A 23,377-nucleotide genomic window follows, 5' to 3' on the forward strand; every position below is an offset into this window, starting at 1 on the left:
CTCACCCTTCGTCCACCGCGTCGCGCGCGGGCACGATGAACTCGCACCACACGCACTTTCCCCCGCCCCGGGAGTCCACACCCCACACGTCCGCGAGCCGGTCCACGAGCAGCAGTCCGCGCCCGGACACCCCGTCGTCGGAGGCCTCGCGCAGCCGGGGCAGCGCGCTGGAGGAGTCCTCGACGTCGACGCGAAGCCGCCGGTCGGCGCCGGACAGGACGCGCAGGGTGACGATGGCGGGCCCGTCGGTGTGCATCAGGGCGTTGGTGATCAGCTCGTCTGCGGCCAGCTCGATCTCGTCGGCGCGGTCGCGCGCGCCCCACGCGCGCACGGCGGCCCGGATCATGTGCCGCGCCTCCGCGAGGGCCTCCGGGTCGTTGGGCGCGACGTGCTGCTGGAGGCGGCCGCCGGAGCGCGGCGCGTCCATCACGCGGCGGCGCATCAGGAGCAGCGCGGCGTCGTCGTCGCCCCGGCCGTCGTCGACCCGGCCGCACAGCAGGTCGGCCAGCTCCTGCAGGTCGTGCGGGCCGACGGAGACGAGCTCGGCGAGTGCCTGGGTGCCGTCGTCAAGATCGGCGCCCGGCTCCTCGACGAGGCCGTCGGTGTAGAGCAACAGCATCTGGCCGGGGTCGAGTTCGACGGTGGTGACGGGGTAGTCGAGCCGCCCGAACTCGGCGGACAGGCCGAGTGGCAGCCCCCCGTCGACGGGCACCCGGCGGCAGGTGCCGTCGGTGAGCCGGAGCAGCGGGTCGATGTGCCCGGCGCGCACCAGCTGCACCACGCCGGTGCTGAGGTCGGCCTCCGCGTACAGGCAGGTCGCGAAGCGCTCGGTGTCGAGTTCGTGCAGGAAGCCGGAGGCGCGGGCCATGACGGTGGCGGGGGTGTGGCCCTCGGCGGCGTAGGCGCGCAGCACGATGCGCAGCTGGCCCATGACGGCGGCTGCGTGCGTGTCGTGGCCCTGTACGTCGCCGATGACGGCGCCGACGCGGCCGCCGGGCAGCGGGATCACGTCGTACCAGTCGCCGCCGATGTCGCGGCCGAGCGCGGCGCTGCGGTAGCGCACGGCGATATCGGCGCCGGGCACGCCGGGGATGGTGCGCGGCAGCATGGCCTGCTGGAGGCCCTCCGCGAGGTCCTTCTCCTGCTCGTAGAACATGGCCCGCTGCAGGCTCTGCGCGATGCTGCTGCTGAGCGCCACCAGGACGGTGCGTTCCTCCTGGGTGAACCCGGTGCGGTCCTGGTACAGCAGGCCGAGCACGGCGAGCGGCCGGGCCTGGGCGATCAGCGGCAGATAGGCGGCCGAGGTGATGCCGAGGTGCTCGATGTGCGGCCACAGCACGGGGTACGAGGCGGCGAACTCCTCCGGTGTCTCGATGTAGCGCGGCGAGAGGGTGCGCACGACCTCGCTCATCGGGTAGGGCTCGTCGACGCGTGTGAGGCGGGTGCCGGGTACGTAGCCCTCCGGCGGCCCCTCCGCGACGAGCCGGATCCGGCCGGCCTCGACCAGGCCCATGACCAGGTGCGAGGCGCCGAGGTGGGCCAGGCCCTGGGCGTCGCTCAGCACGTCGATGACGTCCGCGACGGTACGCGCGTGGGCCAGGGCCGCCGTGGTGCCCTGGACGACGCTGGTGCGGCGGCGCCGGTCTGCCTCCTCCTCGACCCGCTCGCGGTGCGCGGTGCTGTCGCTGAGCTCGCGGGTGGCGTCGCGGACGATGCCGACGATGCGCTGCGGGCGCCGGGTGTCGTCGCGCAGGACGTGCCCTTGGGTGTGCCGCCAGCGCAGGCTGCCGTCGCGCAGGCGCACCCGGAAGTACGCGCCGTAGTTGACGTCGCCGCTCTTGAGCGCCTGCGAGACCTGGACGTCGAGGCGGTGGGCCTCGCCGGGCGGCACCCGGACGGCGAGGCTCTGCGGCCGGTTGTCGAATTCGTCGGGCCGTAGGTCGAAGAGGGCGAGGACCGCGTCGTCCAGGAGCAGCTCCCCGCTCCGCAGGTCCCACTCGAAGCCGCCCATCTCGAGACCGGAGCCGTAGGCGTCGAGGAAACAGCAGGTGGGAGGGGATGCGGAGCCGCCGCAGCAGCGCCGCAGCGCCGCCTCGACACCTCCCGTGCCCGCGTCCATGGGCCAACGCTAGGCGCACCCTCGGACGGCCGCATGTGGACGGCGGCCCGCCCGTGCGGCGCCCCGGCGCTCAGCTGTCGAAGGAGCCGGGGTCGGGGCCGGGGTCCGTGGGGCCGCCGTCCTCGGGCGTGCGCTCCTCGGGGGTGAGGCCCTGCCCCGTGTCCTGCTCGCCGGGCGGCTGTACGTCCGGGTCGTCCGGGATGTCCGGGCCCGGCGGGTCGCTCGTGGTGGGGGTGGGGCAGCCGGGCGGGAGCGGGGCCGGGGTGGCGTCGAGGGGGTCGTCCGTGTCGGTTCCCGGGGTGGGAGTGGGGCAGTCGGTCGAGGTGGTGTCCTCGTCGGGGGTGAGGGGGCCGGAGTCACGGTCGGAGGGGTCGGACGGGTCGAAGGGGTCCGGGCTCTCGTCGTCCGGGTCGGCGGGGTCGGTGGGGGATGTGGGCGGGGTGGGAGGCGTGGGCGGCGTGGGAGGGGTGGACGACGGGTCCGGTGGGGGCACGGAATGGTCGTCCTTGCCGTGCTCGTCGCCGGTCTTCCGCTCGATCCAGGTGTTGTTGACGATGTTCACGATGACGATGACGGTGATCGGCCGCGGCGCGGGGGTCACGACGATCACTTTTGTGGGCCGGTAGCCGCTCCACGGCTGCCCGCTGTGGCTCGGGGTGTGCCGGAAGGCGACCGGGGGCTTCAGCGGGTTGCCGCACGCGCAGCGCACCCGGGGCAGGCCGCGGTCGTCGACGAGGACGGCGGTGCCGGCCTGCAGCACGGACTGGTAGGCGGTGGCGTGCCCGTCGCGGTAGCCGTGGTTGGTGACGCGGGTGTCCGCGCGCAGGACGACGGGGGTGAGGCCGCGCAGATACGCGGGGATGTCGTCCTGGGCGATGCCCGCCGCGTCGGCGAAGGCGCGGGCCCGGGCGGGTTCGGCGGTCAGGAAGCGGATCTGCAGCCCCACGTCGCAGCTGCCGATCCGCTGCGTTCCCCCGTACAGGCCGGGGGTGCCGCCCGGCAGGGAGCGCAGGCCCTGGTCGGCGGGCGAGGGGGAGCCGCTGGGTGCCGGTTGCTGCGAACGGGTGACGGGTGGAGGGCTCGCGGTGTCCCGGGCGGTGGAGTCCGTGAAGGGGTCCGGGCCCTGCGCGGCGACGGGTTGCAGGAACAGCTCCCGACCGGTGTCGGCCTGCTGCTTCTTCCCCTGGGCGCCGCCGCCGTCCGAGCCGGAGCATCCCCCGACGGTCAGCGCCGCGGATATCCCGAGGGCCGTCGCCCAGGTCCTGGTGGATGCGCGCACGGGGGGTCTCCCGCCTGTTGCCGGGGCATTCGTCCCTCATTGTCTGGCGGGCGCGGCGGGGCCCCGCAAGCGGAGGCGGGGCCCGGCCGGGCCGCGTGCGCGCGGCCTCCCACCGCCCACCGGCCGAGACCCACCGACCGGGCTGCCCATGCCCACCGGCCGGGCTGCCCATCCCCCCGGCCTGCCCGGCCGGTCGACTCACTGATCCCGTCTCTCCACGCTGAACACGGTGATCGCGACGGCGGCCAGTGCCCACACGACGTACACCGTCCAGGCCCCGCCCGTCGACCAGGGGTACGCCTCGACGTGCCAGCCGGGCTCGGTCAGCCGCTCCCACGCCCGGTACGGCAGGGCGTGGGCGATGAGCGCCGACCAGTACCGGTCGGGGCTGACGACCATGGGCAGCACCAGCAGCGTCGCGACGGTGGCGACCATCGTGCTGCCCATGTGGCGCAGGAGCGTGCCGATCGCCATGCCCACCAGCGCGGCGACGGGGGTGAGCAGCGCGGACGCCACGACGACGCGCAGGGCGCCGGGGTGGTCGAGGGGGACCCCGATGCCCCGGCCGGACAGGATCGCCTGCGTCGCGAAGAAGGACACGAAGGCGACCAGCGCGCCGAACACGGTGGTCACCGCCGCGACCACGGCGGCCTTGGCGGCCATCACCGAACGGCGGGCGGGGACGGCCGCGAACGTCGTCCGGATGAGCCCTGTGCCGTACTCCCCCACGACCGTCGCGGCGCCGATGGCTCCGGCCGCGAGGACGTGGATCAGGACGGCGTTGGACGTGAAGGCCTCGGCGAGGGGGATGCCGTCGCGGATGAACCTGTCCCGCTCCCCCGCCATCTCCGCCCTCCAGTAGCGGTACGTGTCGTACGCCTGGCCCACGTTGAAGCCGATCACGGCGAGCGCGGTGATCAGGTACGCCCATGGCGTGGACCGCAGCGACCACAGCTTCAGCCACTCCGCGGCGAGGAGGTCGCGGAAGCGGGCGGCGGGCTCGCCGGTCACCTCGGCCGCGCAGGGGGCAGTTCCTGTGGTCATCGTGCTTCTCCCGCGAGGTAGTCGACGCTGTCGGCGGTGAGTTCCATGAAGGCCTCCTCCAAGGACGCCGCGCGCGGGGCCAGTTCGTGCAGCGGCAGGGCGTGGCGGCAGGCGAGGCCGCCGACGCGGGCCGCGTCCAGGCCGGTGACGGTGAGCAGCGGGCCGTCCCGCTGCACGACGGCTCCCTCGGCGGTCAGCAGGTCCGCCAGGTCGGCGGCGCGCGGTGTGCGCACGGTGACGCCCGCCCCGGTGCCCCGGGCCGCGAACCGCGTGCGGCTCTCGGCCGCGATCAGCTCGCCGCGCCCGATGACGACCAGTTCGTCGGCCGTGTTCTCCATCTCGGACATCAGATGGCTGGACACGAAGACGGTGCGGCCCTCGGCGGCCAGGCGCCGGAACAGGCCGCGCACCCACAACACGCCTTCCGGGTCGAGCCCGTTGAGCGGCTCGTCGAAGAGGAGCACCGGAGGGTCGCCGAGCAGCGCGGCGGCGATGCCGAGGCGCTGCCGCATGCCGAGCGAGAACCCCCCGATGCGACGCCGCCCCGCCGCCCCGGCGAGCCCGACCTCCGCGAGGACCTCGTCCACCCGGCGGCGCGGGATGCGGTTGCCGCGGGCGAGCACGGCCAGGTGCGCGGTGGCGCTGCGGCCGCCGTGCACATCGCCCGCGTCGAGCAGCGCGCCCACGTGGCGCAGGCCGCGCGGCCGGTCGCGGAAGGGGTGGCCGCCGACGGTGACGGAGCCGCCCGTCGGCTCGTTCAGGCCGAGGATCATGCGCAGGGTGGTGGACTTGCCGGCGCCGTTCGGCCCGAGGAAGCCCGTGACGCATCCGGGCCGCACCGTGAAGGTGAGATCCTTCACGGCCGTCGTCGCGCCGTAGCGCTTCGTCAGGTCCTTGACTTCGATCATGTGTCAACGGTGCCGGGGGCGGGGCCCGTTCGGCATCGGCCCGCCGCCGACAATCCGGGCCGCCCGGTGTCGACCCTGGTTGTACACCCGTGGGCCGATCCCGGCTGCCGATCACGCGATTACGATGCCGACATGTCCGTGACACCACCGCAGCCCCTGTTCAGACGCGTATCGCCGAGTACGTGGACGGCGCTGGCCTGGTGCGTGGGGTCGGCGTTGACGTTCCTCTTCCGGTTCCGGCTCCCCGGTGAGGCCCAGCCCATGCAGCAGGGCGTGCTCTTCTTCCGGTGGGACGGCATGGCGATGCTGGCCCTGGCCACCGCGCTGGCCTTCGCGGGCAGCCACCGCCTGCACCGCCGCCCGCTGGCCGGGCTCGCCCTCGTCCTGCTCGCCGCGGCAGGCGCGTCGACCACGCTGAGCGTGGCCGAGATTCCGCTGCTGCAGTTCGTGGCCGCCGACGTCGCGGTGTACGTCATCGCCGCGAACCGGCCGCGCCGGACCGGCCTCGCCGCGCTCGCCATGGCGCTCGGCACGCTCGCCGGATATCTGATCACGCGCCTCGCGTCCGGCTGGGTCGTCGGGACCTCGGCGGAGCTGACCGTCGCGCTGACGGCCGTCGTCGCCTGGCTCCTCGGCGACGCGGCGCACCAGTCCCGCCGCCACGCCGAGCAGCTCCGCGCGCAGGCCGCCGCGCAGGCCGTCACGGCCGAACGACTGCGCATCGCCCGCGAGTTGCACGACATGGTCGCGCACAGCATTGGCATCATCGCCCTCCAGTCGGGCGCGGCGCGGCGCGTCATCGGCACCCAGCCGGAGCGGGCCCGCGGCGCCCTCGGTGAGATCGAGACGGCGAGCCGCGAGACGCTCTCCGGCCTGCGCCGCATGCTCGGCGCGCTGCGCACCCCGGAGCCGGGCAAGGCCGCCGAGGCGGCGCCCCTCGACCCCGGTCTTGGCCTCGCCGACGTGGACCGGCTCGCGCGGACGACCACGGCCGCGGGCGTCCGCGTCGAGGTGCGCTGGCTCGGCGAGCTCCGGCCGGTGCCCGCGGAGATCGACGTATCGGCGTACCGCATCATCCAGGAGGCGGTCACCAACGTGGTCCGGCACGCAGGCACCCGCTCCTGCCGGGTCACCGTCGACAGCCGCGACGACGAACTGGCCATCGAGGTCCTCGACGGCGGCCCCGGCCGGGACGACCCGGCGGTCGGCGGCGGGCACGGGCGGGACGACGCGGCGGCCGACCGCAGGCACGGACCCAACGATGCGGCGGCCGACGGTGGGGGCGGCCGGAGCACCGCCGGCCACGGCACCGGTTACGGCCTGCTCGGCATGCGTGAGCGGGTCGGCCTGCTGCACGGGGAGTTCACCGCGCACCCGCGCCCCGAGGGCGGCTTCCGTGTCGCGGCGCGGCTGCCCGTTCCGGCGGGTGTGCGATGACGGCGCCCCTCGCCCCGGCCGACGAACGGCGGCTCGTGCGCGTCGTCCTGGCCGACGACCAGCCCCTCGTGCGCGCCGCGCTCCAGATGGTCATCACCGAGGCCGACGACCTCGAAGTCGTCGGCGAGGCCGGGAACGGCGAGGAGGCGGTCCGCCTCGCCGCGGACCTGAGGCCCGACGTCGTCGTCATGGACATCCGCATGCCCGGCACGGACGGCATCGAGGCCACCCGCCGGATCACGCGGGCCACGGACGCCACCCGCATCGTCGTCCTGACGACCTTCGATGACGACGACTACGTGTACGGGGCGCTGCGCGCCGGCGCCTCCGGGTTCCTGGTCAAGGACATGGCGCTCGACGAGATCCTCGCCGCGGTCCGCGTCGTCGCGGCCGGGGACGGGCTGATCGCGCCGAGCGTGACCGGCCGCCTGATCAAGGAGTTCGCGGACCGTCCCGAGGCCGCCCCGCCCCCGCGGGACGTCACGGGCATCACGGGACGCGAGCGCGAGGTCCTGACCCTCGTCGGCGGCGGCCTGTCCAACTCCGAGATCGCCGACCGGCTTTCCATCAGCGTCGCCACCGCCAAGACGTACGTCACGCGGCTCCTGTCGAAGCTGGACGCGCGGGACCGGGTGCAGCTCGTGATCATCGCGTACGAGACGGGGCTGGTGGCTCCGCCCCGCTGACAGGCGCACCGCTGGGGCAGCGGGGGCGCGCAGCGCTGTGCGTGACCGCGTGCGACCGCCCACAGGACTCAGGACTCACCCTCCATCACAATGGAGAGGTGGAGTGGTTCACGGCGGACTCCTACTGGCTGAGCCGTCTGGTCTTCCAGCGCGTGCTGGCCGCGATCTATCTCGTCGCCTTCCTCGGCGCCGCGCTGCAGTTCCGCGCGCTCATCGGCGAGCGCGGCATGCTGCCCGTGCCCCGGTACGTGGCGCACGTGCCGTTCCGCCGGGCCCCCAGCGTCTTCCACTTCCACTACTCGGACCGCTTCTTCGCGCTGTGCGCCTGGAGCGGCTGCGCGGTGGCCGTGGCGCTGCTCGCGGGCGCGGACGGGCTGCTGCCGCTGTGGGGCGCGATGCTGCTGTGGCTCGTGCCGTGGGCGCTGTACCTGTCGATCGTGAACGTGGGGCAGACCTGGTACGGCTTCGGCTGGGAGTCGCTGCTCCTCGAGGTCGGCTTCCTGGCGGTGCTGCTCGCGGGGGACGACGTCGGTCCGCCCGTGCTCGCGCTGTTCCTGCTGCGCTGGGTGCTGTTCCGGGTCGAGTTCGGCGCCGGGCTCATCAAGATGCGCGGCGACGCGTGCTGGCGCAAGCTGACCTGCCTGTACTTCCACCATGAGACGCAGCCGATGCCGGGCCCGCTGAGCTGGTTCTTCCACCGGCTGCCGCGGCCGCTGCACCGCGTCGAGGCGGCGGCCAACCACGTCACCCAACTCGCCGTCCCCTTCCTCCTGTTCACCCCGCAGCCCGTCGCCACGGGCGCGGCCCTGCTGATGGCCGCCACCCAGTTGTGGCTCGTCCTCTCCGGCAACTTCTCCTGGCTGAACTGGCTGACGATCGCGCTCGCGCTCAGCGCCGTCGACTTCCGGCGCCTGTTCGGCGACGCGGCGGCCCCGCCCGCGGATCTCGCCGCTCCCCCGCTCTGGTACGAGATCCTGGTCATCGCCGTCACGGCGGGGCTCCTCGCCCTGAGCTACCGTCCGGCCCGCAATCTGGTCTCGCGGCGGCAGATCATGAACTACTCCTTCGATCCGCTGCACCTGGTCAACTCCTACGGCGCGTTCGGCAGCGTCAGCCGGGTCCGGCAGGAGGTCGTGATCGAGGGGACGTCGGACGTGGTGCCCCGGGTGGACTCCGAGTGGCGGGAGTACGAGTTCAAGGGCAAGCCCGGGGACGTACGGCGGTGGCCGCGGCAGTTCGCGCCCCATCATCTGCGGCTCGACTGGATGATGTGGTTCGCGGCGCTGTCGCCCGCGTACGCGGGCCCGTGGTTCGGGCCGCTCGTGGAACGGCTCCTCGAAGGCGACCGGGACACACTGCGGCTGCTGCGCCACTGCCCGTTCCCCGACCGGCCACCGCGGCACGTGCGGGCCCGCCTGTACCGCTACCGCTACACGACGTGGCGCGAGCTGCGGGAGACGGGCGCGTGCTGGGAGCGCACGTACCTACGGGAGTTCTGGCCGCCGACCCGACTCGACGCGTGACCTCACCGAGCCGGTGCCGACGAGGCCTCCTTGGGGTTGGGCCCGTACTCGTTCGCCGGCTTGCTGTCGGTGGCGAGCATCACGATCAGGATGATCAGGCCGATCACCGGGAGCAGGAAGAGGAGCTGCCACCAACCCGTGCGGCCGGTGTCGTGGAGGCGGCGCGCGCCGACGGCGAGGCCGGGAAGCAGGACCGCCAAGGCGTAGATCGCTTCCAGGATCGGCGTGATGCCGAGTGCCATGTCGAGCAGCGCGAGTACGACGCTGATGACGAGGTTGAACAGCGTGAACATCCAGTACTCGGCGCGTCGCGCACGCCCGTTGAACACCGCGTACTTCTTGAGTACGTCCACATACCAGTGCATCGCGTCCCCCTGTGTCTCCGCGCCTGTGTCTCCGCGATGGAGCGCGTCCCCCGTAGACCGCGCTGAGGACCAGAACGTATGGCTTCGGGTGGTGCTGGTCAACCAGTCCCGGTTGGTCCACTTCATGCGGCTTTGGGTGACAGGAGTAAGGCGGGCACGGGATACGTCAAACCAGGTCAGGCCCGGACCGGGCCGAGACGTAGCGGAATCGCGGGGGAACGCCTCACCACCTCAGCCGATTCCCTTAGTTCGGCAGCCCGTACACGCGCCGCGCCGTCCCCGCGAAGACCTGCGCGCGCTCCGTGTCACTCAGCTCCGCCGTCAGTTCCCGGGCCGCCGCCGTCACTTCCTCGTACGTCGCCACCAGCTCGCACACCGGCCAGTCCGAGCCGAACATCAGGCGGGACGGGCCGAAGGCCTCCAGGGCCGTGTCGGTGTAGGGGCGCAGGGACGCCGGGGTCCAGTTCGTCCAGTCGGCCTCGGTCACCAGGCCGGACAGCTTGGCGGTGGTGTTCGGCAGGGCGGCCAGTGCGCGCAGGGAGGTCGCCCAGGGATCGCGGGCGTTCGTCGCGATGGGTGGTTTGCCCAGGTGGTCCAGGACGAAGGTGAGGCCGGGGTGGTCGGCGGCGGCCCGCGCGCACGCCGGGAGTTGGTGGGGCAGCACCACCAGGTCGTACGCGAGACCCGCCGCCGCGACGGCGTCGAGACCGCGGCGTACGTCCGGGCGCAGCAGCCACTCGGGGTCGGGCTCGGCCTGCACCTGGTGGCGGATGCCCACCAGGTGGTCGCCGCCGGGGAGTTCGGCGAGCGCGGCCAGGGTGTCGGCGATGTCGGGGCGGGTGAGGTCGGTCCAGCCGACGACACCGGCGATCAGGTCGCTGTCCGCCGCGAGGGCGAGGAACTCCGGGGTCTCCTCCGGGACGGTGACGGTCTGGACGAGGACGGTGGCGCCGACCCCGGCGGCGCGGGCGTGCGGGGCGAGGTCGGCGGCCGTGAAGGTCCGGCGGATCGGGGCCATCGCGGAGCCGGTGATCCACTCCTGGTCGCGTACGTCCAGGTCCCACACGTGGTGGTGGGCGTCGACGATCCGGGGCCCCACGTCCGCTTCCGTCACTTCCGCTTCCGCCACATCCGCTTCCGTCACGGCAGCTCCCAGACGACGGGCAGGCCCGCGTCCGCGCCGTCGCCGGAGTAGTCGTGGACCACGTCGAGCAGCTCCGCCATGCGCGCCTGCCACGCCACGTTCACGGGCAGGCGCTCCAGCTCGGCGAGGAGACGGGCGTAGTCGGCGCACTCCAGGACGTGGAACAGGTCGGTTCCGCTGCGCCAGATCGTCCAGGACGTGGCGCCCGCCGCACGGATCGCGGCGGTCAACTCGGCGGGGACTTCGCGGTGCGCGGCCTCGTACTCCTCGATGCGGTCGGTACGGACCTTGGTGTGCAGGGCGACTCTCACGACGGGCCCTCCCCCGGTACGGGCACGTGCGGCGGCAGCAGTCCCTCCGCCCGTGCTTCCTTCCAGAAGTCGGCGGGCACGTCCACGGCGAACTGCTCGGCGGCGTCGGCGACTTGGTACGGCGCGTGGATGCCGACCAGGACGCTCGCCACGGCCGGGTGCGCGAACGGGAAGGCGAGGGCGGCGGCGCGCAGGGTGACGCCGTGCCGCCCGGCGACCGTGCGCAGGCGCCGGGCCCGGTCGAGCAACTCACCTGGCGCCTCGGTGTAGTTGAAGCGCGCACCCTCCTTCGGGTCGGCGAGGAGCCCGGAGTTGAAGACGCCGCCGATGACGATCGACGCCCCGCGTTCGCTCGCGGCGGGCAGCAGTTCGGTGAGCGCCTGGTGGTCGAGGAGTGTGTAGCGGCCGGCGCACAGCACGGCGTCGACATCGGTGTCGCGGACGAAACGGGTCAGCATCTCGGCCTGGTTCATGCCCGCCCCGATGGCGCCCACGACGCCTTCGGAGCGCAGCCGTTCCAGGGCTGGATAGCCCTCGCGGAAGGCCTGTTCGCCGTGGTCGTCCGGGTCGTGGAGGTAGACGATGTCGACCCGGTCGAGGCTGAGCCGCGCCAGGCTGGACTCGATCGAGCGGCGCACGCCGTCCGCGCTGAAGTCCCAGCGGCGGCGGTGCGCGGCGGGCACGGCGAAGCCGCCGTCGGCCAGGTCGTCGCCGGTCACGGGCCCGGTGACCGGCTCCAGGATCCGCCCCACCTTCGTGGAGATGGTGTACGCGTCCCGGGGGCGCCCCCGCAGTGCCGCGCCGATCCTGCGCTCGGACAGGCCGAGGCCGTAGTGCGGCGCCGTGTCGAAGTAGCGCATGCCCGCGTCCCAGGCGGAGTCGAGCGCGGAGGCCGCGTCCTCGTCGGTGACGGGCGAGTAGAGGTTGCCGATCCCCGCGCCGCCGAACGACAGCTCGCTGACCCGGACGGCGCTGCGGCCGAGGCGCCGGGCCCGTATGCCGCTCACTGGGCCACCGGCCGCAGCCGCAGGCCCTGCATGCCGCCGTCGACGGCGAGGGCGGTGCCGGTGGTGGCGCCGGACAGCGGGCTGGCCAGGTAGGCGATGGCGCCCGCGACCTCGTCGGCGGTGACGAGGCGGCCGGTGGGCTGGCGGGCCTGGAGGGCGGCGCGTTCGGCGGCCGGGTCGGGAGCGGCGTCCAGGAGGCGGCCGACCCAGGGGGTGTCCACGGTGCCGGGGTTGACGCAGTTCACGCGCACCCCCTCCCGTACGTGGTCCGCGGCCATCGCGAGGGTCAGGGAGAGGACCGCGCCCTTGGACGCCGAGTACAGGGCGCGCTGCGGCAGGCCCGCGGTCGCCGCGATGGAGCAGGTGTTGACGATCGCCGCGTGCGCGGAGGACCGCAGGTGCGGCAGCGCCGCCCGGGTGGTGCGGACGATGCCGAGGACGTTCACGTCGAGGACGGTGTGCCACTGTGCGTCGTCGTTGTCCTCGACGGTGCCCTGCGCGCCGATGCCCGCGTTGTTGACCAGTACATCGAGCACGCCGTGTCCGCCGAAGTCGGCCACGGCCGCCGCGACCGCGTCCCGCACCGCCGTGTCGTCGGTGACGTCGGCGGCGTATCCGCGCAGCGGCTTCTCCACGCCGCTCGGGTCGAGGTCGAGCACCGCCACCTGGGCGCCCCGGGCGGCGAGGAGTTCCGCCGTGGCCCGCCCGATGCCGGAGGCGCCGCCGGTGACCAGGGCCCTGAGGCCGGTGAAGTCCGTCATGCCGCTGCCCCCTTCTTTGCCGTCTTCGCTGTGTCTGCCGTCTTCGCCGCGAGTGCGGCCTGGTGCGCGAGGTCGGCGGCCCAGAAGGCGCCGCCGGGGTAGGTGAATTCCGCGAGCGATTCGGGGCGCATGGTCGCCGAGAATCCGGGCGCGGCGGGTGCGAGGTAGTGGCCGTCGCGGATCACGACGGGGTCCACGAAGTGTTCGTGCAGGTGGTCGACGTACTCGATGACGCGGTTCTCGGTGGTGCCGGACAGTGCCACGTAGTCGAACATCGACAGGTGCTGGACGAGTTCGCACAGCCCGACGCCGCCGGCGTGGGGGCAGACCGGCACCCCGAAGCGGGCGGCGAGCAGCAGGATCGCCAGGTTCTCGTTGACGCCGCCGACGCGGGCCGCGTCGATCTGCAGGACGTCGATGGCGTCGGCCTGGAGGAGCTGCTTGAACACGATGCGGTTCTGCACGTGTTCGCCGGTGGCGACCTTCACGGGGGCGACGGCGTCGCGGATGGTGGCGTGCGCAAGGACGTCGTCGGGGCTGGTGGGCTCCTCCACCCAGTACGGGTCGAACTCGGCGAGCGCGCGCGTCCAGCGCACGGCCTCGTCGACGTCCCAGCGCTGGTTGGCGTCGATCGCCATGCGGATGTGCGGGCCGATGGCCTCGCGGGCGGTGCGGCAGCGGCGTACGTCGTCGTCGAGGTCAGCGCCGACCTTCAGCTTGATCTGGGTGAAGCCGTCGGCGACGGCCTGGCGGGCGAGGCGGGTGAGCTTCTCGTCGCTGTAGCCGAGCCAGCCGGGTGAGGTGGTGTAGCCGGGGAAGCCGCGCTCGCGCAGCCGTGCCTCGCGGGCCCCCGCGCCCGCGCGGCCGCCCCGCAGGAGCGTGAGTGCCTGCTCGGGCGTGAGCGCGTCGGCGATGTAGCGGAAGTCGATCTGGGAGACCAGCCATTCGGGCTCCGCGTCGGCGAGGAGCTTCCACAGCGGGGTGCGGGCGCGCTTGGCGGCCAGGTCCCAGACGGCGTTGACGACGGCGCCGATGGCCATGTGCATCACACCCTTCTCGGGTCCGAGCCAGCGGAGTTGGCTGTCGCCGATCAGGTCGCGGTTGAGTGTGCCCGGGTCCGCGCAGAGCTCGTCGACGGAGCGGCCGACGACATGGTGCCTGAGCGAGTCGATCGCGGCGACCTGCACCTCGTTGCCGCGCCCGATGGTGAACGTGAAGCCGTGCCCTTCGAGTCCGTCCTCGGCGTCGGTGCGCAGCACCACATAGGCGGCCGAGTAGTCCGGGTCCGGGTTCATGGCGTCGGACCCGTCCAGTTCCCGCGAGGTCGGGAACCGGATGTCGTAGGTGTCGACCGCCGTGACGCGGCCGGGAGTTGGGGACACAGGAGGCCTTTCCGGAAAGGAACAGGGAGCCGTGGGGCGGGCGGGGACGGACGTCCTGGGCGCGGCCCGAGGAGGTCGGTCCTGGGCGCGTCCGGGGCGGTCAGTCCTGGGCACGGCCCGTGGTGACGCGGGCGATCATCAGGGCGACGAGGATGATCCCGCCGTAGATGGCCTGGATCCAGAAGGACGGCACCTGCGCGAGCGTGAGCAGGTTCTGTACGACGCCGAGCAGCAGGACACCGGTGAGCGCGCCGAACATGGTGCCCTTGCCGCCGTCGAGGCTGATGCCGCCGATGACGGCCGCCGCGAACACGGTGAAGATCATGTTCTGGCCCTGGTTGGCGTTGATGGCGCCGACGTAGCCGGTCTGCATCAGTCCGCCGACGGCGGCGAGCGTCCCGGCGACGACGAACACGCCGAGCATGACCCGCTCGACGCGGATGCCCGCGGCCCGCGCGGCGTCCGCGTTGCCGCCGATCGCGTACAGGGCGCGGCCGACGCGGTGGTACTTCAGGACGAGGCCGGTGATGCCGAAGGCGGCCGCCGCGATCCACACCGACAGCGGCACGGTCAGGAACGTGGAGGTGGCGAGCGTGAAGAACGACTCGGGCATGCCGAACAGCGTCTTGCCCTTGGTGGCGCCGACGAGGACGCCGCGCAGCACGATCAGCATGGCGAGCGTGACGATGAAGGCGTTGAGCTTCAGCTTGACCACGAGGATGCCGTTGAAGCCGCCGATCACCGCGCCGACCAGCACGATCGCGAGCAGGCCGACGGCCGCGGGCATGTCGGTGCCGAAGCCGGCCTGGGCGGCGGGCAGCACGAGCAGCGCGCCGATGGCGGGCGCGATGCCGACCACCGACTCCAGGGACAGGTCGAACTTGCCGGTGATCAGCACCAGCGACTCGGCGAGGACGACCATCGCCAGGGCCGCGGAGGCGCCGAGGATGGAGATGAGGTTCCGCTCGGTCAGGAACGAGTCGTTGACGAACGCGCCGAGCACCATCAGAAGCAACAGGGCGGGTACGAGGGCGAGTTCGCGGGCCCGCCGCAGCAGCACGGCGCGGGCCTGCGAGCGTGCTTGCGCGGCGCTCTCGGCGATGTCCGGGCTGGGCGGCGAGGCCGACGGGGCCTTGGTGTCAGCCACGCTGTTCCACTCCTTCTTCTGCTGCGTCTGTTCCGTGAGATGCCGCTGTTTCCGTGACGCCCTCGATGGACGCGATCAACTCGTGGTCGTGCCAGCCCGCCGGGTGTTCGGCGACGACGCGGCCGTGGAAGAGGACGAGCACGCGGTCGCAGCGGCGCAGGTCGTCGAGTTCGTCGGACACGACGATGACGGCGGTGCCGTCGTCGCGGGCGCGGTCGACGCGGGCGAGCAGCGACTCCTTGGACTTCACGTCGACGCCCGCGGTGGGGTTGATGAGGACGAGCAGGCGCGGGTCGGAGGCGAGGGCCCGTGCCATGACGACCTTCTGGGCGTTGCCTCCGGAGAGGTCGGACACGGGCTGGTCGGGCCCTTCGGCGTGGATGTCGAGCCGCTGGATGAGCCCGCCCGCGAAGGCGCGCTTGCGGTCGGTGCCGACGAAGCCGTACCGGCCGAGCCGGCCGAGGACGCTCATCGTGGCGTTGTCCCCGATGGACATGGAGAACACCAGGCCCTCGCCGTGCCGGTCGCGCGGTACGCAGCCGACTCCGGCCCGCAGCGCGGCGGGCACGTCGCCGAACTTCAGGGGCTCGCCGTCCAGCAGGGCGGTGCCGCCGGTCGGCGTGTGCAGACCGGTGAACGACTCCGCGAGGTTGATCTTGCCGCTGCCGCTGGACCCGGCGAGCCCGACGACCTCGCCCCGGCGCACGGTGAGGTCGACGTCCTCGTACGAAGGGCTGCTCAGGCCACGGACGTCGAGCAGCACGGGCGCGTCGGCGGGGACCTCGGTCCTGGCGCGGACCTTGCTCTCGGTCAGCGCCTCGCCCGCCATGGCCTCCACGAGGGCGGCGCGGGGCAGGTCGGCGACGGGGGCGGTGGTGATCCAGCGGGCGTCGCGCAGGACGGTGACGGTCTGGCACACCTCGTACACCTCCTGCAGGTGGTGCGAGATGAACAGGAAGGTGACGCCGGAGTCCTGGAGGGCCCGCATGCGCGTGAACAGCCGCTCGATCTCGCGGTTGTCGAGCTGCGCGGTGGGTTCGTCGAGGACGATGAAGCGGGCGCCGAAGCTCAACGCCCGGGCGATCTCCACCATTTGGCGGTCCTCGACCTTGAGGTCGGCGGTGCGCGCCTCGGGGTCGACGCGCACGTCCCAGGTGTGCAGGACCTCGGCGGCCTCGGTCTTGAGGCGGCGCCAGCTGATGAGTCCGCCGCGGCCCTGGGGGTGGCGGTTGATGAAGAGGTTCTCGGCGACGGTCAGTTCCGGCACGACCGTGGGCCGCTGGTACACGCAGGCGACCTTGCGGCGCCAGGCGTCGCGGTCGGCGAGCGGCGGCGCGGCCTCGCCGTCGAACAGGACGGTGCCCGCGTCCGGCGCCTGCAGGCCGGTGAGGATGGTGACGAGGGTGGACTTGCCCGCGCCGTTGCGGCCGACGAGGGCGTGGGACTCGCCGGGCCGGACGGTGAGCCGGCCGTCCTGGAGGGCCACGGTGGGTCCGTACCGCTTCACGATGCCGGACGCCTCGACGAGGGGCACGGGCGCCGCGGGGCTCGGTGGGGTCGGCGTCGTCATTTGACGGAGTTGCCCCACAGCTCGGCGTCGTCCACGTTCGCCTTTGTGACGAGGGGCGCGGGGAGCTGGTCCTCAAGGATGCCGCTCGGCAGCTTCACGATGGTGGAGCCGTGGTCGGTGGGTCCGGGCTTGAACTTCTTCCCGTTCATCGCGGCCTTGATGTAGTACATGCCGTACTTCGCGTACGAGTCGGCGGGCTGCGAGACGGTCGCGTCGATCTGGCCCTTGCGGATGGCGTCGAACTCCTGCGGGATGCCGTCGTTGGACACGATCGTGATGTGCTCCTCGGTGCCCGCCTTCTTCAACATCCCCTTGGACTTGAGGGTCTGCAGGGTGGGCGCGAGGTAGACGCCGCCCGCCTGCATGTAGATGCCCTTGATGTCGGGGTTGGAGTTGAGCAGGGTGTCGAGCTTGGAGGCGGCGGTGTCCGACTCCCACTTGGCGGGAATCTCCAGGACCTTCAGCTTCGGGTATTTCTCCTTCACGCAGTCGCGGAAGGCCTTGGACCGCTCACGCCCGTTCACGGAGGCCAGGTCCCCCATGATCTGGACGACCTTCCCGCTCTTGACCTGCTTGCCCAGGTAGTCGCAGGCCTTCTGGCCGTACGCGACGTTGTTGGCGCGCACCACCATCGCGACCTCGCCCTTCTCGGGCGCGACGTCGACGGCGACCACGGGCACGCCCTTGCGCTCGGCCTGGTCGAGCCCGGCGGAGATGGCGGCGCTGTCGAGCGGGGCCACCACCAGGCCCTTGACGCCCTGGTTGAGCTGGTTGTTGATGTCGGTGATCTGCTGCGAGGGGTCGCTGTTGGAGTTGACGGTCTTGAGCGCGTCGACGTCCTCGGACTTCGCCATCTTCGGTACGTAGTCGTTGTACGACTGCCAGAACGGCGAGGTGAGCAGCGGCAGGATCACGCCGACCTTGCCCTCGCCGCCGGCTTTGCCACCGGATCCCCCGGTGTCTTTCGTACTGCCGCAGGCGGTGAGCGCGAGGGCGGCGCAGGCCGCCAGGGCGACGGCTCGGGCCGGCCGCGAACTCCGCGTCCTCCGGGGGCTGTTCCGCACACTACTGCCGACCATCTGACGGCTCCTCATCGAGCGTGATCAAGCGGGACTCAGGTAGGGGTCGAGCGACCGATGGGCGAATATTTATCAGACCACTTGGCGCGCACAACACCCCTCGTCGCCAACTTTTCCCGCTTTCCGGCCGTAGTGGTCGGACCACATCTGTGGCTACACTGCGCGACACCGGCAAGTGAAGGAGCGTTTCGTGGACCAGAGCGAGCAGAGCGCCCCGCCCGCGCAGCAAGGCTCCGCGCCCGTGCCGAAAGGCACCGTCCCCGCGCAGAAGGGCACGGTGACCCAGCGGGCCATCGAGGAGATCAAGGCGATGATCGGCGAGGGACTCCTGGAGCCCGGTCAACGGCTGCCCACCGAACGGGACCTGGCGACCCAGCTCGGGATCTCACGCAGCTCCATGCGGGAGGCGATCCGGGCCCTGACGGTGCTCGGCGTCCTGGAGGCGCGGCACGGCTCCGGCATCTACGTGACCCAGTTGGAGGCCGGGGACCTCCTCGAGACCTTCGGCGTCGTCGCCGACCTGTCGCGCGGACCGCGCCTGGTGGAGCTCCTCGAAGTGCGCCGGGTCCTGGAGTCCACGGCGACCGCGCTCGCCGCCGCCCGCATCACGCAGGACCAACTGGCCGACGTGGAGAAGCACTTGGCGGCCATGAACGCCACCGACGACCCCGAGGAGATCCTCTCCCACGATCTCGCCTTCCACCGCACGATCACCTTGGCGGCGGGCAACGACACGATGGCGGCGATCCTGGAGGGCCTGTCCTCGCGCACCTTCCGGGCCCGCGTGTGGCGCGGCTACCAGGAGGAGGGCGCCTTCGAGCGCACCCGGCGCGAGCACGCCCGCATCCACCGGGCCCTGGTCGCACGGGACCCGGAGGCGGCGCGGGCGGCGGCGGCCGCGCACGTGGGGGAGGTGGAGGACTGGCTGCGGCGGCAGTGGGAGGAACAGCGGCCATCCGGAGAGCGGCCATCCGGAGAGCGGTCCTCCCGATAGCGGTCCTCCCGATAGCGGTCCTCCCGATAGCGGGCAAATGGACAGTGGCCATCCGGCCAAACTCGGGCCGCCACGTTGGAAGCACCCGTTCCCCGGGGAGCCCCCTCGTCGAACGCGTTCTCGACGCAGACGTCCCAGGGGGGACCCACCATGGCCACAACGCGAAGCGGCACCAGAAGAAGAAGCAGGGGCGTGCGCCGCCGCCTGGCCGCGGCGGCGGTCGCGCTGTCGGCGGCCTGCGGCATGCTGGTGGCCGCGCCCGCACCCGCCGGCGCCGCACCCGACTTCTCCGGCGACCCGATCCACTACTGGAACAACGTCCTGCTCCAGGCCATGCGCACCAAGGGCGGCGCACCCGGCCCGCTGGCCCGCGCCGCCGCGACGCTGAACGGGGCGATGTACGACGCGGAGAGCTCGTACCGGCTGCGCTGGCACAAGATGACCTCGGAGCCGTACCTGGAGGCGTACCGCTACGACGCCATCCTGGAGGGCCCGCACGAGGAGGAGCGGGTGATCGGGCGCACCGCGTACAAGATCCTGCTCGGCCTGTTCAAGGAGCAGAAGCCGTACCTCGACCAGAAGTTCACCGACCGCTTCGGCACCCGTCCCGACGAGTTCGACCTCCTGGACCACACCGTGGTCAACAAGGTGGTGGCCCGGATGGAGGCGGCCCGCGCCGCCGACGGGTCCGACGACCAGCGGCCGTACACGGGCGACAACGTGCCCGGCGCCTGGCGACCCACGCACTACGCCGACCTTCCGGACCCCTCGTGCACGCAGGACAGCGACGCGGCCACGCCGCGCTGGGGGGAGGTCAAGCCGTTCGCGATCCCGACGGGGTCGTCGTTCCGCCCGCCCACCCCCGAGCTGTACGGCACGTACGACCGGCTCCTCGCCAGCACGGCCTACCGGGACCAGGTCGACAAGGTGCGCCGCGCGGGTGACGTGAACGCGCCCGAGAGCGAACGCAGCAGGGACCAGACGGCCGCGGCCTGGTTCTGGGCGAACGACGCGAACGGCACGTACAAGCCGCCCGGGCAGATCCTCCAGCACACCCGGGAGGTGTCCGAGGCCCGCAGGCTCACCACGTACCAGAACGCGCGCCTGTTCGCCCTGGTGTCGCTCGCCATGGCGGACGCGGCGATCGCCGAGTGGGACGTCAAGTACCGCACCCCGATCGACCTGTGGCGCCCTGTGTCCGCGATCCGTGACAGCGGCATCGACCGCACCTGGAAGCCGCTGGCGGGGACGACCCCCTGCTTCCCGGCGTGGGCGTCGGGACACGCGACGTTCGGCGGAGCGTGGGAGCAGGTGATGGAGCACTACTTCGACACGCCCGGCTTCACCATGACCCTCACCACCGAAGAGCCCAAGTCCCCCGTGAGGTCCCGCACCTTCGCCACCTTCCACCAGGCCGCCCAGGAGAACGCCAACAGCCGCCTGTACTTGGGTGTCCACTATCCGTGGGACGCCACGGACGGTCTGACGGTCGGCAACAAGGTCGGTGACTACGTGGTGACGAACAAGCTCAAGCCGATCCCCTCGTGACGCGGAGCGACCACGCGCCGAGCGCGTGGTCGCCCAAGCCGTCCCTGCCGTCACTCAGCCCCTGCGCACCCGCAGCGTCACCAGCTCGAACGGCCGCAGCGACACGGACACCGCGCCCTCGTCCCGCTCCGGCGGGCGGCCGCCGTCCAGCTTCCGCTCCAGCAGGTCGGTGACGTCGACCGCCGCCACCTCGAAGCCGAAACGCAGGGTGGTACGGGCCCGGCCGCCGCGTGCCTCGTGGAAGCGGACCACGACGTCCCCGCTCCCGTCGTCCGCGAGCTTCACCGCCGTCACGACCACGGCGTCGTCGTCGACGGCCACCAGCGGCGCGACCTCGGCGCCGCTCCCGGTGACCCGCCGCTCGGGCAGGTTGATCCGGTACCCCTCGCGCACGGCGTCAAGGACGTCCGCCCCGGGCACAAGGGCGTGCCGGAACCGGTGCAGGCCCTGGTCGGTCTCGGGGTCGGGGAACCGCGGCGCCCGCAGCAGCGACACCCGTACCGTCGTGGTGGTACCGGCGTCGGTGTCCCGCACGGCGCGGGTGACGTCGTGGCCGTACGTCGAGTCGTTGACGAGGGCCACGCCCCAGCCCGGCTCCTCGACGTGCACGAAGCGGTGGTTGCACGCCTCGAACTTGGCGGCCTCCCAGCTCGTGTTGGTGTGCGTGGGCCGGTGGAAGTGCCCGAACTGGGTCTCCGACGCGTACCGCTCGGCGTGCACGTCGAGCGGGAAGGCCAGCTTGAGGAACTTCTCCGTCTCGTGCCAGTCGACCTCGGTGTCGATGTCGAGGCGCCGCTCGCCCGGCGCGAGCGTCAGGACCTGCGTCATCCGCGAGGCGCCGAAGCGGCGCACGACCCGCACCGAGGCACCGTCGCCCGGCACGACCTCCTCCGCGTCCGTCAGGTCGGTGACGGAGTGGCGGTAGAACTCGTCGACGTCCCACGCGTCCCACATGTTCGGGAAATCGGCGTGCAGTTGGGGCAGGTTCGCGGCGTGCCCGGGGGCGACGGTCTCGCGTCCGCCGACGATGTCGTACGCCGAGACGACAAGCCCGCGCGCGTCGATCTCCACGCGCAGCAGACCGTTGTCGAGGACGAAGCCGCCGTCCGCGCGCGCGGCGATCGCCGACTGCCCTGCGGCGACGGGCATCCCGGCGCCGCCCGCCGCGACGCCGTCGCGCGGGTGCGGCGCGGAGTTGAAGACGAGGGGGCGGCCGCCGTCGCCCGCGAGGGCCTTCTGCGCGGCGGCGATGATGCCGTTCAGGTCGGCGGCCACCGCCGCGTACGTCGCGCGGGCCTCGCGGTGCACCCAGGCGATCGACGAGCCGGGCAGGATGTCGTGGAACTGGTGCAGCAGCACCGTCTTCCAGATCCGGTCCAACTCCTCGTACGGGTACGGGAATCCGGCCCGGACCGCGGCCGTGGCCGCCCACAGCTCGGCCTCCCGCAGGAGGTGTTCGCTGCGGCGGTTGCCCTGCTTGGTGCCGGCCTGGCTGGTGAGGGTGGCGCGGTGCAGCTCCAGGTAGAGCTCCCCGACCCACACCGGCGCGTTCGGATACTCGGCCTCGGCCTTCTCGAAGAACGCGGCCGGGGTCTCCCACCGGACGGTCGCCGAGCCCTCCAGGTCGCGAAGCCGTGCCGCCTTCGCGATCATCTCGCGGGTCGTGCCGCCCCCGCCGTCGCCCCAGCCGGTGGGCGCGAGCGAGTGCCGGGCGACGCCCTTGTCCTTGAAGTTCCGTGCCGCGTGGGCGATTTCGCTGCCCTTCATGGCGCAGTTGTACGTGTCGACGGGCGGGAAGTGCGTGAAGATCCGGGTGCCGTCGATGCCCTCCCACTGGAAGGTGTGGTGCGGGAACTTGTTGGTCTGCGACCACGAGATCTTCTGCGTGAGCAGCCACTTGGCGCCCGCCGCCTTGATGATCTGCGGCAGGCCTGCCGCGAAGCCGAAGGTGTCCGGCAGCCACGCCTCGTCGTTCTCGACGCCGAACTCGTCGAGGAAGAACCGCTTGCCGTGCACGAACTGACGGGCCATCGCCTCCGAGCCCGGCATGTTCGTGTCCGACTCGACCCACATGCCGCCGGTCGGCACGAAGCGCCCGTCCGCGACGGCCTTCTTCACCTTCGCCCACACCTCGGGCCGGTGTTCCTTGATCCACGCCCACTGCTGCGCCTGCGACATGGCGAAGACGAAGTCCGGCTCGTCCTCGAGCAGCGCCGTCATGTTGGACGTCGTACGCGCCACCTTGCGCACCGTCTCGCGCAGCGGCCACAGCCACGCCGAGTCGATGTGCGCGTGGCCGACGGCGCTGACGCGGTGCGCGGAGTCGTGCGCGGGGGCGGCGAGCACGCCTTCGAGCTCGGCCCGTGCGGCGGCCGCCGTGCCGTTCACGTCCTGCAGGTCGACGGCGTCCAGTGCCCGGTCGACGGCCCGCAGTACCTCGTGGCGGCGGCCGGAGTCCTCGGGCAGTTCCTGCATCAGCTCGCCGAGGACCTCCAGGTCGATGGCGAGCTGCCACACCGTCTCGTCGAAGACGGCGAGGTCCATGCGTTCCAGGCGGTACTGCGGTTCAGTGCCCGCCGTCTCCTTGTCGCCCAACTGCGTGGGCAGGAAGGGGTGGTAGTCCAGGATGACGGGGTTGGACGCGGCCTCGATGTGCAGGCGCACCTCCTCGCCGCCCTTGGCCGGGGCGGCGACGCGTACCCACTGGTTGCGTGGGTTGAGGCCCTTCACCGGGGTGCCGTCGGGGCGGTACACCAGGCCCTCGCACTGGAAGCCCGGCATGTTCTCGTCGAAGCCGAGGTCCAGGATCGCCTCGACTGTCCTGCCCGCCCACTCGGGCGGGACCGTGCCCGTCACCCGGAACCAGCTCGTGCCCCACGGCGCGCCCCAGCGGGCGCCCGGCTCTGTCGGCTCGGGCTCCGCGGCGAGGCCTTCGGCGACCGGGACCGGTTCGCCCGGGGCGTTCCATACGGCGATGTCCAGGGGGACGGAGTGGGGGTATATGGCGGGTCGGATGCGCTCGTCCAGGACGCGCTTGAGGCGCCCCTCGACGAGGCGACGGTCGTCGTGCATG

Annotated in this window: 19 protein-coding genes; 5 read left to right on the forward strand and 14 right to left on the reverse strand. The window is 72.5% G+C overall.

What is annotated here, in order from left to right; genetic code table 11:
- Position 1: 1 nt before the first annotated feature.
- From AC0KTA_RS03695 to AC0KTA_RS03710, 4 genes are all read right to left on the reverse strand, one after another.
- Positions 2–2,119, reverse strand: a complete 2,118-nt coding sequence (locus AC0KTA_RS03695; RefSeq protein WP_481053637.1) for a SpoIIE family protein phosphatase — start codon at positions 2,117–2,119, stop codon at positions 2–4.
- Between the two features lie 70 nt (positions 2,120–2,189).
- A complete protein-coding gene (locus AC0KTA_RS03700; RefSeq protein WP_481053638.1) occupies positions 2,190–3,398 on the reverse strand; it encodes a DUF6777 domain-containing protein in 1,209 nt (402 codons plus the stop codon).
- A 198-nt stretch (positions 3,399–3,596) separates the two neighbouring features.
- Positions 3,597–4,442: an ABC transporter permease gene (locus AC0KTA_RS03705; RefSeq protein WP_481053639.1), complete on the reverse strand. Its 846-nt coding sequence runs from the start codon at positions 4,440–4,442 to the stop codon at positions 3,597–3,599.
- Positions 4,439–5,350 carry an ABC transporter ATP-binding protein gene (locus tag AC0KTA_RS03710; protein ID WP_481053640.1) on the reverse strand — a complete coding sequence of 304 codons (912 nt, stop codon included), beginning with the start codon at positions 5,348–5,350 and terminating at the stop codon, positions 4,439–4,441. The genes AC0KTA_RS03705 and AC0KTA_RS03710 overlap by 4 nt, the downstream gene beginning before the upstream one ends.
- Before the next feature lie 132 nt (positions 5,351–5,482).
- On the opposite strand from AC0KTA_RS03710, the gene AC0KTA_RS03715 reads away from it, so the two are divergent.
- The 3 genes from AC0KTA_RS03715 to AC0KTA_RS03725 all read left to right on the forward strand — a co-directional run bounded on the left by AC0KTA_RS03715 (position 5,483) and on the right by AC0KTA_RS03725 (position 8,996).
- Positions 5,483–6,787 (forward strand): sensor histidine kinase, encoded by a 1,305-nt coding sequence (locus tag AC0KTA_RS03715; RefSeq protein ID WP_481053641.1) that lies wholly within the window; start codon positions 5,483–5,485, stop codon positions 6,785–6,787.
- Positions 6,784–7,473: a response regulator gene (locus AC0KTA_RS03720; protein ID WP_481053642.1), complete on the forward strand. Its 690-nt coding sequence runs from the start codon at positions 6,784–6,786 to the stop codon at positions 7,471–7,473. Before AC0KTA_RS03715 ends, AC0KTA_RS03720 begins: the two co-directional genes overlap by 4 nt.
- A gap of 98 nt (positions 7,474–7,571) precedes the next feature.
- Complete coding sequence (locus AC0KTA_RS03725; protein ID WP_481053643.1) at positions 7,572–8,996, forward strand: lipase maturation factor family protein; 1,425 nt, start codon at positions 7,572–7,574, stop codon at positions 8,994–8,996.
- A gap of 2 nt (positions 8,997–8,998) precedes the next feature.
- Here the strand turns inward: AC0KTA_RS03725 and AC0KTA_RS03730 are convergent, their stop codons facing one another.
- From AC0KTA_RS03730 to AC0KTA_RS03770, 9 genes are all read right to left on the reverse strand, one after another.
- Positions 8,999–9,361, reverse strand: a complete 363-nt coding sequence (locus AC0KTA_RS03730) for a DUF805 domain-containing protein (protein WP_481053644.1) — start codon at positions 9,359–9,361, stop codon at positions 8,999–9,001.
- Between the two features lie 244 nt (positions 9,362–9,605).
- Positions 9,606–10,505, reverse strand: coding sequence for an amidohydrolase family protein (locus AC0KTA_RS03735; RefSeq protein WP_481053645.1), 900 nt, complete (start codon positions 10,503–10,505; stop codon positions 9,606–9,608).
- Positions 10,502–10,816 (reverse strand): L-rhamnose mutarotase, encoded by a 315-nt coding sequence (locus tag AC0KTA_RS03740; RefSeq protein WP_481053646.1) that lies wholly within the window; start codon positions 10,814–10,816, stop codon positions 10,502–10,504. The genes AC0KTA_RS03735 and AC0KTA_RS03740 overlap by 4 nt, the downstream gene beginning before the upstream one ends.
- Complete coding sequence (locus tag AC0KTA_RS03745) at positions 10,813–11,823, reverse strand: aldo/keto reductase (RefSeq protein ID WP_481053647.1); 1,011 nt, start codon at positions 11,821–11,823, stop codon at positions 10,813–10,815. The genes AC0KTA_RS03740 and AC0KTA_RS03745 overlap by 4 nt, the downstream gene beginning before the upstream one ends.
- Positions 11,820–12,584, reverse strand: a complete 765-nt coding sequence (locus AC0KTA_RS03750) for an SDR family NAD(P)-dependent oxidoreductase (RefSeq protein WP_481053648.1) — start codon at positions 12,582–12,584, stop codon at positions 11,820–11,822. Before AC0KTA_RS03750 ends, AC0KTA_RS03745 begins: the two co-directional genes overlap by 4 nt.
- A complete protein-coding gene (locus AC0KTA_RS03755; protein WP_481053649.1) occupies positions 12,581–13,966 on the reverse strand; it encodes an L-fuconate dehydratase in 1,386 nt (461 codons plus the stop codon). Before AC0KTA_RS03755 ends, AC0KTA_RS03750 begins: the two co-directional genes overlap by 4 nt.
- Before the next feature lie 100 nt (positions 13,967–14,066).
- The gene (locus tag AC0KTA_RS03760; RefSeq protein ID WP_481053650.1) at positions 14,067–15,113 is read right to left on the reverse strand and encodes an ABC transporter permease; all 1,047 of its coding nucleotides are present in this window, start codon (positions 15,111–15,113) and stop codon (positions 14,067–14,069) included.
- Complete coding sequence (locus AC0KTA_RS03765) at positions 15,106–16,683, reverse strand: sugar ABC transporter ATP-binding protein (RefSeq protein WP_481053651.1); 1,578 nt, start codon at positions 16,681–16,683, stop codon at positions 15,106–15,108. Before AC0KTA_RS03765 ends, AC0KTA_RS03760 begins: the two co-directional genes overlap by 8 nt.
- Complete coding sequence (locus tag AC0KTA_RS03770; RefSeq protein WP_481053652.1) at positions 16,680–17,762, reverse strand: sugar ABC transporter substrate-binding protein; 1,083 nt, start codon at positions 17,760–17,762, stop codon at positions 16,680–16,682. The genes AC0KTA_RS03765 and AC0KTA_RS03770 overlap by 4 nt, the downstream gene beginning before the upstream one ends.
- Positions 17,763–18,003: 241 nt before the next feature.
- Between AC0KTA_RS03770 and AC0KTA_RS03775 the strand changes: the two genes are divergently transcribed.
- The gene (locus AC0KTA_RS03775; protein ID WP_481056298.1) at positions 18,004–18,756 is read left to right on the forward strand and encodes a FadR/GntR family transcriptional regulator; all 753 of its coding nucleotides are present in this window, start codon (positions 18,004–18,006) and stop codon (positions 18,754–18,756) included.
- 150 nt (positions 18,757–18,906) lie between these two features.
- Positions 18,907–20,304: a vanadium-dependent haloperoxidase gene (locus AC0KTA_RS03780; RefSeq protein ID WP_481053653.1), complete on the forward strand. Its 1,398-nt coding sequence runs from the start codon at positions 18,907–18,909 to the stop codon at positions 20,302–20,304.
- Between the two features lie 54 nt (positions 20,305–20,358).
- Here AC0KTA_RS03780 and AC0KTA_RS03785 read toward each other — a convergent pair whose 3' ends face one another.
- Positions 20,359–23,376: an alpha-mannosidase gene (locus tag AC0KTA_RS03785; RefSeq protein ID WP_481053654.1), complete on the reverse strand. Its 3,018-nt coding sequence runs from the start codon at positions 23,374–23,376 to the stop codon at positions 20,359–20,361.
- Position 23,377: the final 1 nt, after the last annotated feature.

This window comes from Streptomyces sp. Y309, from assembly GCF_056712025.1.